This window comes from Leifsonia sp. RCC_180, assembly GCF_058138205.1.
In genome coordinates, this window is the sequence record NZ_CP200340.1 from 751828 (window position 1) to 765004 (window position 13177).

At 70.9% G+C, this 13177-nt stretch carries 13 protein-coding genes and 1 tRNA gene; 8 read left to right on the plus strand and 6 right to left on the minus strand.

Features of this window, described 5'->3' with window-relative positions; translation table 11 throughout:
- Nucleotides 1-69: 69 nt before the first annotated feature.
- Nucleotides 70-279 carry a hypothetical protein gene (locus AB7E03_RS03680; RefSeq protein WP_489939420.1) on the minus strand — a complete coding sequence of 70 codons (210 nt, stop codon included), beginning with the start codon at nucleotides 277-279 and terminating at the stop codon, nucleotides 70-72.
- 277 nt (nucleotides 280-556) lie between these two features.
- Between AB7E03_RS03680 and AB7E03_RS03685 the strand changes: the two genes are divergently transcribed.
- Both AB7E03_RS03685 and AB7E03_RS03690 read left to right on the plus strand, forming a co-directional pair.
- Nucleotides 557-868, plus strand: coding sequence for an SHOCT domain-containing protein (locus AB7E03_RS03685; protein ID WP_441782266.1), 312 nt, complete (start codon nucleotides 557-559; stop codon nucleotides 866-868).
- A gap of 135 nt (nucleotides 869-1003) precedes the next feature.
- Nucleotides 1004-1879, plus strand: a complete 876-nt coding sequence (locus tag AB7E03_RS03690) for a sensor histidine kinase (protein WP_489939422.1) — start codon at nucleotides 1004-1006, stop codon at nucleotides 1877-1879.
- Nucleotides 1880-1909: 30 nt separating this feature from the next.
- Here AB7E03_RS03690 and def read toward each other — a convergent pair whose 3' ends face one another.
- Nucleotides 1910-2476 carry a peptide deformylase gene (def, locus tag AB7E03_RS03695; protein WP_489939424.1) on the minus strand — a complete coding sequence of 189 codons (567 nt, stop codon included), beginning with the start codon at nucleotides 2474-2476 and terminating at the stop codon, nucleotides 1910-1912.
- Nucleotides 2477-2516: 40 nt separating this feature from the next.
- Here def and AB7E03_RS03700 point away from each other — a divergent pair, with 40 nt between their 5' ends.
- The 4 genes from AB7E03_RS03700 to AB7E03_RS03715 all read left to right on the plus strand — a co-directional run bounded on the left by AB7E03_RS03700 (nucleotide 2517) and on the right by AB7E03_RS03715 (nucleotide 5339).
- Nucleotides 2517-3482, plus strand: coding sequence for a DMT family protein (locus tag AB7E03_RS03700; protein ID WP_489939426.1), 966 nt, complete (start codon nucleotides 2517-2519; stop codon nucleotides 3480-3482).
- 95 nt (nucleotides 3483-3577) lie between these two features.
- Nucleotides 3578-4831, plus strand: a complete 1254-nt coding sequence (locus tag AB7E03_RS03705) for a glycosyltransferase (RefSeq protein WP_489939428.1) — start codon at nucleotides 3578-3580, stop codon at nucleotides 4829-4831.
- 19 nt (nucleotides 4832-4850) lie between these two features.
- A tRNA-Ile gene (locus tag AB7E03_RS03710) sits at nucleotides 4851-4924 on the plus strand.
- 190 nt (nucleotides 4925-5114) lie between these two features.
- The gene (locus tag AB7E03_RS03715; protein WP_489939430.1) at nucleotides 5115-5339 is read left to right on the plus strand and encodes a hypothetical protein; all 225 of its coding nucleotides are present in this window, start codon (nucleotides 5115-5117) and stop codon (nucleotides 5337-5339) included.
- Between the two features lie 76 nt (nucleotides 5340-5415).
- Here the strand turns inward: AB7E03_RS03715 and AB7E03_RS03720 are convergent, their stop codons facing one another.
- Both AB7E03_RS03720 and AB7E03_RS03725 read right to left on the minus strand, forming a co-directional pair.
- A complete protein-coding gene (locus tag AB7E03_RS03720; protein ID WP_489939432.1) occupies nucleotides 5416-5859 on the minus strand; it encodes a hypothetical protein in 444 nt (147 codons plus the stop codon).
- A gap of 57 nt (nucleotides 5860-5916) precedes the next feature.
- Nucleotides 5917-6441, minus strand: a complete 525-nt coding sequence (locus tag AB7E03_RS03725) for a DUF1269 domain-containing protein (RefSeq protein ID WP_489939434.1) — start codon at nucleotides 6439-6441, stop codon at nucleotides 5917-5919.
- A gap of 151 nt (nucleotides 6442-6592) precedes the next feature.
- Between AB7E03_RS03725 and AB7E03_RS03730 the strand changes: the two genes are divergently transcribed.
- Together AB7E03_RS03730 and AB7E03_RS03735 are read left to right on the plus strand one after the other, a co-directional pair.
- Nucleotides 6593-7141, plus strand: a complete 549-nt coding sequence (locus AB7E03_RS03730) for a hypothetical protein (protein ID WP_489939436.1) — start codon at nucleotides 6593-6595, stop codon at nucleotides 7139-7141.
- 113 nt (nucleotides 7142-7254) lie between these two features.
- A complete protein-coding gene (locus AB7E03_RS03735; RefSeq protein ID WP_489939438.1) occupies nucleotides 7255-7950 on the plus strand; it encodes a 4'-phosphopantetheinyl transferase family protein in 696 nt (231 codons plus the stop codon).
- On the opposite strand, the gene AB7E03_RS03740 is transcribed toward AB7E03_RS03735, so the two are convergent.
- Together AB7E03_RS03740 and AB7E03_RS03745 are read right to left on the minus strand one after the other, a co-directional pair.
- Nucleotides 7920-9221, minus strand: a complete 1302-nt coding sequence (locus AB7E03_RS03740; protein WP_489939440.1) for a M1 family metallopeptidase — start codon at nucleotides 9219-9221, stop codon at nucleotides 7920-7922. The two genes, AB7E03_RS03735 and AB7E03_RS03740, sit on opposite strands and share 31 nt — an antisense overlap.
- Complete coding sequence (locus tag AB7E03_RS03745; protein ID WP_489939442.1) at nucleotides 9218-13165, minus strand: Pls/PosA family non-ribosomal peptide synthetase; 3948 nt, start codon at nucleotides 13163-13165, stop codon at nucleotides 9218-9220. The genes AB7E03_RS03740 and AB7E03_RS03745 overlap by 4 nt, the downstream gene beginning before the upstream one ends.
- Between the last annotated feature and the right edge of the window lie 12 nt (nucleotides 13166-13177).

Sequence of the window (13177 nt, forward strand, 5' to 3'; positions counted from 1 at the left end):
GGCCGCGGGGTGTCTCGCGGCTACTCCCCTGGGAGTACCCGGGGAGTACCCGGCGGGCGCCCGGGCGGCTCACGGGTTGTGCTCGGCGTCGAACCCGCCGTCGTCCGGCTGCTGGTCGAACAGGTGCCCGAACGTCGGGCCTCCGAAGGCGGTCAGGCCGGCCTCTCGCTCGAGCGACTCGCGGTTGGACGCCTGGTCGTTCTCGTACTCGGTGACCGGGTCGTCCGGATCCTCGTTGTTGCGGTCGTCCGCGTCGTGCCTGCCGTCGTCATGCTCCATGGGCGCATCGTACGTCGTCGGTGGGTGTTGCCGACAGGGACCGATCGGCCAGGGAAGGAGATCGGGCGTCGAATCTCCTTCGAATGGCAGTACTGAAGGAGATTCGGCTGGAGGGGCGTCGAATCTCCTTCGGAAGGAAGCGGCCTGGACGGGGCCGTGCTCCCGGGGGAGTAGGCACGAACGCTCCCGCCGGCCGATTCGCGGGCGCCGCCGCCCGGCGAGGCTGTGGGTGACGGTTCGCGGATGGCGCGGGCCGCACACCGATTGGACAGACATCATGCTCAGCTCACTGGCCACCGCCGTCGCCGCCGCGCCGTGCGCCGTCGCGTACGGCCCACACTTCTTCGGCTGGTGGTGGATCTTCATCCCGATCTTCTGGATCCTCGTCTTCGTGCTCATCTTCGGCTTCGCCGGGCGGCGCTGGCGCCGGGCCGCCATCGCACGCGGTGGATACTCCGGCTGGGGCCCGAACGGTGGAACCCGCTCCGCCGAGCAGACGCTCGCACAGCGTTACGCCAACGGCGACATCGACGAGCAGGAGTACCGGGCACGACTGGAGGTGCTGCGCGCCAACCGCGACACCGCCTGATCCGTCCCCGATCGGGCGGCCGCCGAGTTATCCACAACGCTCGGCGGCCGCCCGTCGCCCCGCCTGCGCGGCCCGGTAGTATCAACCGGGCCGCGCAGCCGCGTGGCCGGAACGGACAGAAGGAACGGGCAGTAGATGGATGCCACCGTGCTTGCGGCCGCAGGGCTCGGGCTCGCCGCGCTCGTCTTCCTCGCGGTCTGGCTGTGGGAGCGGAGCCGCCGCATCCGCCTGCGCGACACCCGGCAGGAGTCGGAGTGGGACCGCATCGACCGCGAGCTCGACCTCGCCGAGCAGGCCGGCCGGTTCCGCATCATCGGCGATCTGGGCGATGTGGCGATCCAGTCGGTCTCCCGTCTGGTGACACAGGCCGAGGGTGTCCGTTACGCCGCCGACGCGGATCCAGCGACCGCGCTCCGCTCGGTCGGCGCGCTCGAGACCTCAGCCCGCGACGCCCTCGCCGACCTCCGTCGTCTGCAGGCTGTCGCACGGGAGGCGCAGGAGTCCGCGCTCCCACAACCGAGCCTGCACTCCGCCCGCGACCTGTTCCGGGTGATGCGGGATGCCGGACTCGCCGTCACCTTCACCGAGAGCGGTGAGCGCTTCGACCTGCGGCCGGGCGCCGAACTGGCGGTGTTCCGCATCCTGCAGACGAGCCTCGAGAACGCGCTCAAGCACGGCGGCGCCGGCACGAACGTCGCCGTGGCGTTCGCCTGGACGCCGGACGGGCTCCAGGTGAGCGTCGAAGACGACGGGATCCGTGCGGCCGCCCGCAGGCTGGGCCTCGATCGCGACGGGGTCGACCAGGCGACGGCGTACAGCATCGCGGACGACGTCCGCGCCCTCACGGAGCACTACGAAGGCGCCGGGATGATCGAGATGCGGGAGCGCGCTGCCCTCTTCGGCGGGACGCTGAACGCGCAGACCGTGCCAGGGGTCGGCTTCACGCTGTCCGTCGTCTTCCCAGCGCTCCGCCACCACAACGGCGTGCACGGGGTCGATCTGCGGCGCTGACCGCCGACGCGTCTCCGGGCGCCGACCGCCTCAGTCCTCCAGGTGGTCGCGGCCCGGCAGCCAGCTCAGCCCGGGCACGCCCCAGCTGTTCTTCCGCTGCGTCTTCAGCGCCGCCTTGCCGAATGGATGCTCCAGGCGGTCGACGTAGAGCACCCCGTCGAGGTGGTCGTACTCGTGCTGGAAGATCCGGGCCAGCCAGCCGTCCGCGCGCACCTCGTACTCGGCGCCGTCGAGGTCGGTGGCCTGCAGGATGACGCGCTCGGCGCGCCGCAGCGGGAAACGCTCGCCCGGGAACGACAGGCATCCCTCCGACTCGCTGTCCTCATCGAGCTCGCCGACAGTGAGCGGGCTCTGCCAGAGGGTCGGGTTTATCGCGACCCCGCGGTGCAGCACGCCGTCGTCATCGGTCCACCCGTAGACGAAGAGCCGCAGCGGCACGCCCACCTGCGGCGCGGCGAGCCCCACGCCGGGCGCTTCATCCATCGTCTCGAACATGTCCGCGACCAGTGCGCGCACCTCATCATCGATCTCGGCGACGGGCCTGGCGGGGGAGTGGAGCACAGAGTCACCGGTGATCCGGATCGGGAGGACGGCCATTCAGCAAGACTATCCGGATCATTCCCGGTAGGGTCGTGGGGTGGGTACGGAACTGATGGACGCTTTCGACCTGTCCTATCAGCCCAGCCAGCTCCTGGGCATCCCGGTCGCGCTGGTCGGTGCCTGCTTCCTGTCTGTCGGCGCGCAGCTCCAGCACCACGGCGTCGCCAAGGTCGAGGCGACCGCCGGTCACGCTGAGTCCGGCCTGGGCGTCCGCGCACTCGGACTCCTGCTCGCCCGGCCGTCCTGGGTGATCGGGACGCTGCTCCTGGGCCTCGCGATCGTGTTCCAGCTGGTCAGCCTGAAACTCTCGCCCCTCATCCTCGTCCAGCCGCTCGGCGTCGTCGGCCTCGTCATCACCAGCATCCTGAACGCCCGGGTCAGCGGTGTGAAGCTGAACCATCAATCGGTGGTGGCGGTGACGCTCTGCGTCAGTGGCGTCGGTGCGTTCGTGCTGCTCGCTGCGGTGTTCGCCCGCGATCTGCCGGTGACGAGTCGGGCGCTGATCGTCATCCTCATCATCCTCGCCGTCGTGCTCATCGCGTTCGGCGTCGTGTTCTACTTTCTGCGGCACCGGCTCAAGGCACTGATCTACATCGTCGGCGCCGGCGTCCTCTACGGTTTCGTCGCGACCCTCGCCAAGGTCGCGATCGACCGGATCTCCAACCAGGAGTGGGACTGGCTGCTGGTCGCCTGCATCGTCGCGCTGCTGCTGGCCGCCGTCCTCGGCGCCTACTTCGTGCAGAACGCATACTCCTCCGGACCGCCCGATCTCGTCATCGCCGGGCTCACCGTCATCGACCCGATGGTCGCTGTCACCATCGGAATCGTGGTGCTCAACGAGGCGGCCGGCGCCCCCTGGTGGGCCATGGTCGGCTTCGCGCTGACCGGGGCCGTCGCCGTCTTCGGCGTGTTCCGGCTGTCGAAGTACCACCCGCAGAGCGCCTCGGACGCGCCGGTGGCTGACCGCATTACGGACGTCGCAAGGGAAAGCCGCCTAGACTAGGCCGTTGAATCGACCGGGCACACCCACTCGCCCGGACCGCGAACACCGTCGCAGGGTTCGCCTTCCGAAGCACACGACCGTAGGGAACGAACAACGTGCCTGATACGAGCGGACCGCATCCCACCCCGCCCGCCCCGGCAGCCCACAAGCCGCTGACCATCGTCATGGGCTGCGACACCTTCGCCCCCGACGTCAACGGGGCTGCGCGCTTCGCCGAGCGCCTCGCTGCCGGGCTGGTCGAACGCGGCCACGACGTCCACGTCGTCGCCCCCGCCGCGAGCCGCGCGCATGGCACATGGGTGGAAGAGCACCAGGGCAACAAGATGACGGTCCACCGGCTCCTCAGCTGGCGCTGGTACCCGCACGACTGGCTGCGGTTCGCGCTCCCGTGGACGAGCAAGGCGAACGCCCGCCGCATCCTCGACGAGGTGAAGCCGGATGTCGTGCACATCCAGTCGCACATCGTCGTGGGCCGGGGGCTCGCAGCCGAAGCTGAGAAGCGCGGCATCCGGATCGTCGCCACGAACCACGTCATGGCCGAGAACGTCGTCGAGTTCACCCTCCTGCCGAAGTTCCTGCAGAAGATCTTCGTGAAGCTCTCCTGGGCAGACGCGCGCAAGAGTTTCGACCGGGCGGAGTCCGTCACCACGCCGACGCGCAAGGCGGCGGAGTTCCTCGAAGCGTCGACCGGCCTGCGCGGCGTGCACGCCATCTCCTGCGGCATCGACGCCCACAACTACATCCCCGACTTCTCTAAGCGCGCGGGCAACCACATCCTGTTCGTCGGCCGGGTGACCGGCGAGAAGCAGATCGACGTGTTGCTCAACGCCATCAAGCTGCTGCCCGCCAGCCTGGATGCCCGCCTGCAGATCGTCGGTGGCGGCGACCAGCTGAAGAACCTGCAGACCATGGCGGAGACCATCGGCATCGCCGACCGGGTCGACTTCCTCGGCTACGTGAGCGACGAGGAGCTGCGCCAGGCGTACACGCGCGCGACCGTCTTCGCGATGCCGTCGATCGCCGAGCTGCAGTCGATCGCGACGATGGAGGCCATGGCGTCCGCCCTCCCCGTGGTCGCCGCTGACGCGATGGCCCTGCCGCACCTCGTCCACGATGGCGAGAACGGCTACCTGTTCCGCCCGGGCGACGCGCAGGACCTCGCGGACAAGCTGGAGGGCGTGCTCACGCTGCCCCAGGAAGAGCTGGATGTGCTGAAGCGCGGCTCACTCCGCATCGTCGCCACGCACGACATCCAGACCACGATCAGCACCTTCGAAAGCCTGTATCGTGGTGAGCCGGTGGCCGACCCGGTGACGGATGCGGCCCCCAGCGTGCCCGCACCGGAGTGACCCGGGCCGGCGCACGATCGGGGCGGTAGCTCAGCTGGTCAGAGCAGGGAACTCATAATTCCTCGGTCACGGGTTCAAGTCCCGTCCGCCCTACGACTGCGAGCTGAGCTGTACCTGTCGACGCTCGCTCAGCGCGGGTGCGCGCCGTCAGTGTAGATTCTGGCGTGTGAGCGACCCGCGTCGGAAGTCACGACCTCGTGGTCGACTCTTGGCCCGCGGACGAGCACCGGGACTTGCGCGCCCAGGCGCCTGGCTGGCGCGTGTCACCATGCCTGCGTGGCCCTTGAGCACGTGGGAGATGACCTGGCGGCTGACCGTGCGGTGGACAGCCACCGTGCTCATGTCCGGATTCCTCGGCTTCGCCATCTGGTCCGCGGTGGTGACGCCGTCGTCGAGGGACTGGTCCGCGCTGCTCGAGCTCGGTGCCGGTTGGGCGGGTAGCGTCCTGCTGACCGTCGGCGTGACGATGGCCGTTCTGCGTTCGCCTCGGGCGCGGCGCCGCGGCTGAGGAGTGCCGCGAAGTCTCTTACGACGGGTGGACGGTCGAAGGTAGTGAACTAGCAAGCGCCGAACGGCAGCCTCCGTCAGATGAGTTCCGCCAGCCAGTGGTAGTGCTCGAGTGAGCCGGCGGTGAGGTCGCCGGTGTCCTTGTAGTCGTCGACGTGGAGTCGGTAGAACTCCTGGCGCCCGGGGACCGCGTGAACCTGCATCTCGAACGTGCATTCAGCCTGGTTGGCAGCCCACTTCGTTGTCCCCGGTCCGAGCTTCCCGGTGGCGATCACGATGCCGGACTGATTCAGGACGCTGACGCGGCGTCCCTGGAGCGAGTCCCGGGTGTCGCACCGGCTGCCTTCGGGGAACTGCTGCGTGCTCGCGTTGCCCAGCCCGAACGTGAACGTTCCGTTGACACTGAACGGCGTCGACCGGGTCGGCTCCGGAGTGTCGGGAGTGCCGGTCGCTGGCAGCGTCGTGCAGCCGGTCAACGCCAACGCCACGCCGATGGAGATCAGTGCGGCGAGGCGTCTCATACCGGGATCGTACCCAGGGCTGGCGTCCCAGCGGTGCCACCCGCTCAGTGACGCCCCTCAGGACGCGTTCTTCACCTCTTCGTCCAGCTTCTCCTCGTCGACCGCGAGCTCGGCTCGGGTGACCCCGGTGGCGTGCGTGAGTTGCTGCTGCACCGCGTCGGCCTGCTCTGGCGACACCACGACGACGATCCCGGCGCTGCCCGCGTGCAGGGTCTCGCTGATCTTCTTCAGTTCCTTCGCCGACGACTTGTTGGAGATGTGACCGGCGAGGGCGCCGATCCCTCCGCCCACGCCGGCTCCGGCGAGGAGTGCACCACCGAGGGCGACTGCGGGGAAGAGTGCGACGACGACGCCGCCGGCGATCCCGACCGCGATGCCTTTGCGTCCGCCATGGCTTTTCGCCTCGTTGTCGCGTTTCGGGATGGAGACGTTCCCCTCCTTGTCGCGCACGACGACGGCGGCGTCGAACGACTGCTTGCGTCCGTCGTCCTTGTAGTGCTCCTTGAGCGCGTCGAAGTCCGCCACGGCCTCGTCTTCGCTCGCATACTGCGCGGTAATCGCCACGTAGGGCTTGTCGGCCATGTCGCCGCTCCAATCGGTCTGCACGCGCGCGAAGTGCGGCTGCAGGCAAACGGTAGGTCTCTGCGGGGAGGCGGCGATAGTCAGCGTCCAGCGCGCGCGAAGTATTTCAATCCCCTAGCGATTCCGCTTCTCAGGGGTACCGTGATGCAGCATGAACACAACCGGATGGATCATCCTGATCGTCGTCGTCGTGGTCGTGATCGCAGTGATCGCCATCATCGCGACCGTCGGCCGCAACCGCAAGCGCGAGGCGGACCGCCGCCGTGCCGAAGAGATGCGGCAGTCGGCCGCGCAGACCGAACTCGACGCGCGGGACCGGGAAGCGAAGGCGGCACGCGCAGCGGCGGACGCCAAGCAGGCGGAGGTCGACGCCGAGCGGTTGCGGCGCGAGGCGGAGGAGCGCGAGTCCTCGGCGGCCAGCGCCCGCTCAGAGTCGGAAGAAGCGATGCGCCGAGCGGACCACGTCGACCCCGACGTCCGTACCGACAAGAACGGCAACCGCATCGATGACGGGACGCGCACGGACGCCGCGGCCCCGGCGGGCACGGCCCCCGCGGGCACAGCCCGCACCGACGCACCCGCAGGCACCGTCCCCGCTCAGGACGCGACAGCCGCCCCCGTGGACGACGACGCGACCCGTCGCACCGCCCGCCACGAGGCTCCCCGATTCGATGACGGGACCGGCCGCACCACTCGCTGACCGCATCCTCCACAGATCGCGCGAATCGCCGGGCCGAGCCCGACCACGACCCGGCGGTTCGCGCCTCCGCGCGTTAGCATCGAGGCGGATCGGGGTGCACGGACGGAGGTCGGATGCCCGCCTTCGTCGTGATGCCGTACAGCGAATTGGATGCGGCGACCGCCTCCTGCGTGACAGCCCGCCTGGATGCGGGCGATCGTGCGCGGCTGACGTCGTACGCAGCGGACGACGAGAACATCCGGCGGTTCCTTTCCGGTCGCCGGGCCTTGCTGGCCGCTGCGGAACGCCTGGGGGAGCCCAGCGTCCAGATCGCCGCGCCCTGTGCCGACTGCGGCCTGTCCCACGGGCAGCCGACCGCCTCCGGTAGAGGTCGCTCGCTGTACCTCGGGCTCGCCCATGCCGACGGGTATGCGTTCGCGGTCGCCGCTCGCAGCCCCGTCGGCATCGACGCCGAACCGGCCCGCCCCGAGGCGGACCGTACAGAGGCGGACCGTACAGGGGCGGACCGTACAGAGGCGGACCGTACAGGGGCGGACCGTACAGAGGCGGACCGTACAGGGGCGGACCGCACTGCCGCCATCGACGACCTCGCACCCGGCCACGGGAACGCTCTGCGGAGATGGACCGCGGTAGAGGCGGTGCTGAAGGCCGACGGACGGGGACTGCGCCTGCCGCCGGACAGCGTCCATGTCGGCCGGTGGACCGGCTCGCTCGACGGCGTCCGCTACCGCCTGCGCACCATCCGGGTGTCTGGCTGCGTGGTGACCGTCGCGACCCGTCAGCGCGTCAGTGACGGCAGCCGGGGCTGACGCAGCCAGGCGTCGAAGAATCCGCCGAGCGGCTCGGCGGAGAACCTCTCGGCGTGCGCCTCGAAGTCGGCGGTGGTGACGCTCCCGAAGCGGTGCTCCCGCGTCCACCCGCGCAGCAGGTCGAAGAACGGCCCGTCGTCCAGCCGCAGCCGCAGGGCGTGGAGCAGGCACGCGCCCCGTTTGTAGACCCGGTCGTCGAACATCGAGTCCGGCCCGGGATCGCCGAGCACCAGGTCGGCCGGCGCGAGGCGGAGGCCGGCGTGATGCGCCCGCGCCTGCGCCGAGGCCGACAGTCCGCCCGACGCCTCCGACCACAGCCACTCCGCGTAGCAGGCGAAGCCCTCGTTGAGCCAGATGTCGCGCCAGGATGCAAGGCCCACACTGTTGCCGAACCACTGGTGGGCGAGCTCGTGCGCGATCAGGCGCTCCGAGCCGCCGTGGCCGTCGGCGTGCGACGAGCCGAAGGTCGCCATCGCCTGCGCCTCCAACGGGATCTCCAGCGGATCCTCCGTCACCACGACCGTGTAGGACGGGAAGGGATAGGGCCCGAACCGGTCCTGGAAGGTCTCCAGCATCCGCCCGACCGGCTCGAAGTCGTGCAGCACCCGGCGGGCGAGGGCCGGCGGGTACGCCACCACCCACTCCACCCCGGCGGAGCGTCTCGGCTCGAGCGTGTACCGGCCGATCTGCACGGCTGCGAGGTAACTCGCCGTGGGCTCCGGCCGCTCGAAGGTCCAGGTGCCGCGTCCACCGCTCACGCTGTGGCCGGTCGGCTCGCCGGTCGCGAGCACCGTGTAGGCCTGCTCGGTGGTGACCCGGATGCCGTAGGCGGCGCGGTCTGACGGTCGGTCGTTGCAGGGGTACCAGGTCGGCGCCCCCGAGGGCTGCGCTGCGACGATCACTCCGTCGGTCAGCTCCTCCCAGCCGAGGGCGCCCCACCGGGTGCGGCGCGGGACGGGCGACCCGTCGTACGCGACCTCGACGGTGAACTCCATGCCGGCAGGGAGGGGCGCGGCCGGCGCGATCCGCAGGTGGGTCGGCGTCTGGCTGAAGCGGACGCGCTTGTTGCCGTCCACTCGGACCCGCTTGGCCTTCAGGTGCACCAGATCGAGGATGATCGCCGACAGCGCGACGTTGGCGCGCGCACGGATGACCGCCGTCGCATCCAGCCGGTTGGTCGCCACCCGGTAGTTCAGGTCCAGGTCGTACCGGAGGACGGAGTAGTCGGTGGTGCCGGAGCGCGGCAGGTAGGCGTGTGGGGCGTCGCTCATCCGCCGGACCGCGCCCGGTACTCGCGCACCACGACCTCGCGCCACGGCCCGATGGGGTTGCCGCTCCAACGGCTTCTCGCCGGAACCGTCTCGCCGCGCATCACGAGCGACGCGGGCCCGACGGTCGCGTCGGAGCCGATATCGGCGGCGGGCAGGATGACGCTGTGCGGCCCGAGGGTGCCGCCCCGCTCGATGGTGACCTGGTCCATGCTCATGATTCGATCATGGAACAGGTGCGTCTGCACAACGCAGCCCCGATTGACGGTGGATGCGTCCCCGAGCGTCACGAGGTCAGCCTCCGGCAGCCAGTAGCTGTCGATCCACACCCCGGACCCGATCCGCGCGCCGAGGCTGCGCAGCCACCACACCAGCGCCGGGGTTCCGGTGGCCGCCCAGGCGAACCAGGGCGCCGCGACCATCTCGGTGAAAGTGTCCGACACTTCGCTCCGCCAGATGAACGAGGACCAGAGCGGATGCTCGCCCGGCTTCAGCCTGCCGAGCAGGATCCACTTGGCCGCTGTGCTGATGCCCGCCGCGACCGCTCCGGTCACGATGAGCGCGGGTCCACTGAGCACGACGGCCCAGGCGAGCCCCCACGCGGTGTCGATCGCGCCGAGCGCGATGACGACGCCGAAGCCGATGCCGCAGGTCACGATGACCGGTACGAACCGCAGGAGCTCCCAGGCGGTCCTCGCCACGCGGAGAGCGGTCGGCGGCTCGAACGTGCGCGAGAGGTCGCCCTCCTGCGCCCGCCGCCGCAGCCGGACTGGAGGGGAACCGAGCCATGAGGATCCGGCTTTCGCCTTCCGCGGCGCTGAGGACAGCACCGCGACGAGCCCGTCGCGCGGAACGCGGTTGCCGCCGAAGGCCATCCCCGAGTTGCCGAGGAACGCCCGCGCGCCGATGTCGACGGCGGCGATGCGCACGTAGCCGCCGCCGAGCTCGTAGGAGGCGACGAGGGTGTCGTCGGCGAGGAAAGCGCCGTCGCGGATCCGGGTCATGCGGGGGAGGAGCAGCACGGTGGAGGCCTCGACGTCCGTGCCCACCCGGGCACCGAGCATCCGCAGCCACACCGGCGTGAACAGGCTGGAGTACAGCGGGAACAGCACCGTGCGGGATAGGTCGAGCAGTCGTTCGGTCGACCAGGCCTGCCAGCCGGGCCGGCTGCGCACCGGGTGGACGCCCTCGCGCATCCCGATGCCGAGCAGGCGCACGAAACCGACGATGAGTCCGGCGAGCACCAGGCCCGCGGCCAGCGTTCCGGGCACCAGCCCCGCGGCTGTCCGGACGACGACGTCTCCCCAGGTGGATGCGCCACGCACGAACGCGGCGACGACGGCCGCCGCTGCGGCCAGAGCGATCACCGGAACGAGGGAGACGACGATCGAGGCGAGCGCGTAGGCGGCGACCCACCGCGTCCGTCGCTCCGGGCGTGCCTCCGGCCACCACTCTCGGGCGCGGCCGACACGCACGGCGGGGGAGCCGGACCAGTTCTGGCCGGCCGGGACCCGGCCGAAGACCGCGGAGCCGGGGGCGACCGTGGCGTTGCGGCCGATCTTCGTGCCCGGCATCAGTGAGCTGCGTGCGCCCACCGCGCTCCCTGCGCCGATCCGGATCTCGCCGATCCGCAGCACGTCCCCGTCGATCCAATACCCGGCGAGGTCCACCTCCGGTTCGATGGAGGCGCCGGCGCCGATGCGCAGCATCCCTGTCACCGGCGGTAACGTGTGCAGGTCGACACCGCGGTCGATGGTCGCGCCCAGCGCACGGGCGTAATAGAGGATCCAGGGGGCTCCGGCGAGGCTCGCGGCCCCGATCTGGTGTGCCACCTGCTCGGCCAGCCACAGCCGCAAGTGCACCCCGCCGCCGCGGGGATGGTCGCCAGCCTTCACGCCGGCGAGCAGCAGGCGCGCGGCCACCACCGAGATCGCCATACGGCCCCACGGCGTCACGAAGACGAGAAGGCCGACGACCAGCCACACGGGATCGACGGCGGGCAGCACGTCGAAACCGCCGAACGGGCGGAGCAGCGCGGACGCGGTCAGCAGGTAGAGGAGCCAGCGGATCCCGCCCAGGATGAACAGCGGGACGCCGAGCACCGTCTGCAGCGCACGCATCCGCAGCGGTGTCGGCGGCACGACATGCGTGGAGGCGGCGGACGACGACGGAGAGCTCTCGGCGAGTGCCTGGGCCATCGCTCCGAACCGGGGCGTCGCATACACGTCCGCGACGGTGACGTCGGGATGCCGCCGGCGGATCAGCGACACGAGCTGGGCGGCGGCGAGCGACCCTCCGCCCAGATCGAAGAAGTTGTCGTCGGGGCCGGAGACCCGCAGGCCCAGGACGCTGTGCCAGTCGGCCGCGAGCGCTTCGGCAACCGGGTCGTCACCGCCCGCCGTGTCACCCCCGGCGTCATCCAGCGGCCAGGGGAGGGCGGCCCGGTCGACCTTGCCGGAGGTGCGGACCGGGAGCTCGTCGACGACCGCGAGCAGCGGGACCAGTGCCGCAGGCAGCGTTTCGCGCAGATGCTCGACGGCGGCTCGGCGATCCAAGGCGGCGGCATCCGGGACGGCGAGATAGCCGACCAGCACGTCGTTGCCTGCCGCGGACTTCCGCACCGCGGCCGCTGCGCCCGAGACGCCCGGGAGCTGCTGGAGGGCCGCCTCCACCTCGCCCAGTTCGATCCGGCGGCCGCCGAGCTTCACCTGGTCGTCCGCACGGCCCAGGTAGAACAGGCCCGCCGGGTCGAACCGCACCAGGTCGCCGCTGCGGTACGCGCGCTCCCAGCCGAGGGTCGGCATCGGAGCGTACTTCTCCGCATCCTTCGCCGGGTCCAGGTACCGGGCGAGCCCGACGCCGCCGATGACCAGCTCGCCGCCCTCGCCGTCGGCGACCGGCTGCCCTGCGGCATCCACCACCGCGAGGTCCCAGCCGTCGAGCGGAAGCCCGATCCGCACCGGCTCGCCGGCCACCAGCGGTGCGGCGCAGGCCACGACCGTCGCCTCGGTCGGCCCGTACGTGTTCCAGACTTCGCGGCCGGGCACCGCCAGGCGGCTCACCAGCTCCGGCGGGCACGCCTCCCCACCGAAGATGAGCAGCCGGACGCTGTCCAGCGCATCCACGGGCCACAGGGCCGCGAGGGTGGGCACGGTCGAGACGACGGTGATGCGGCGTGCGGACAGCCACGGGCCGAGGTCCATGCCGGTACGGACCAGCGATCGCGGCGCGGGAACCAGGCACGCGCCGTGCGCCCACGCCAGCCACATCTCCTCGCAGGAGGCGTCGAACGCGACCGACAGGCCGGCCAGGACGCGATCCTGCGGCCCGATCGGCTCCTCCTGGAGGAACAGTCGGGACTCGGCGTCCACGAACGCCGCCGCGGAGCGGTGCCGCACGGCCACGCCCTTCGGCGTCCCGGTCGACCCGGAGGTGAAGATGATCCAGGCGTCGTCCTCCGGAGTCGGCGCCGTGCTCACCGGAATGGCGGAGATGCTGGGGTGCGGTGCTCCGCCGTCGAAGACCGGGCGGGCGGCATCCTCCCCCCGCAGCACGAGTCCCTCGTCGGTCATCACCGCGCGCACGTCGGCCTCGCCGAAGACCAGGTCGGCCCGCTCCTCCGGATCGTCCGCGTCGACGGGCACGTAGGCGGCGCCCGCGGCGAGCACGCTCAGGATGGCGAGGTACAGGTCGCGCGTGCCCGAGCTCATCCGCACGCCGACCCGGTCGCTACGACGCACGCCGGCGTCGTGCAGCCGCGCGGCCCCGGCGGAGACGCGGGCGAGCAGCTCGCGGTAGCTGAGAGCGCCTGCGGCATCCTCTAGAGCGGAGGCGTCCGGGAAGCGCCGCGCGGTCTCCGTCAGGATGTCGAAAAGGGTGCGGGCGGGAGGGGCGCTCTCTGCGCGCAACAGCACTCCCGGCGCAGGGGTCACGGAAGCATCGGGCACGGCCGCACGCTA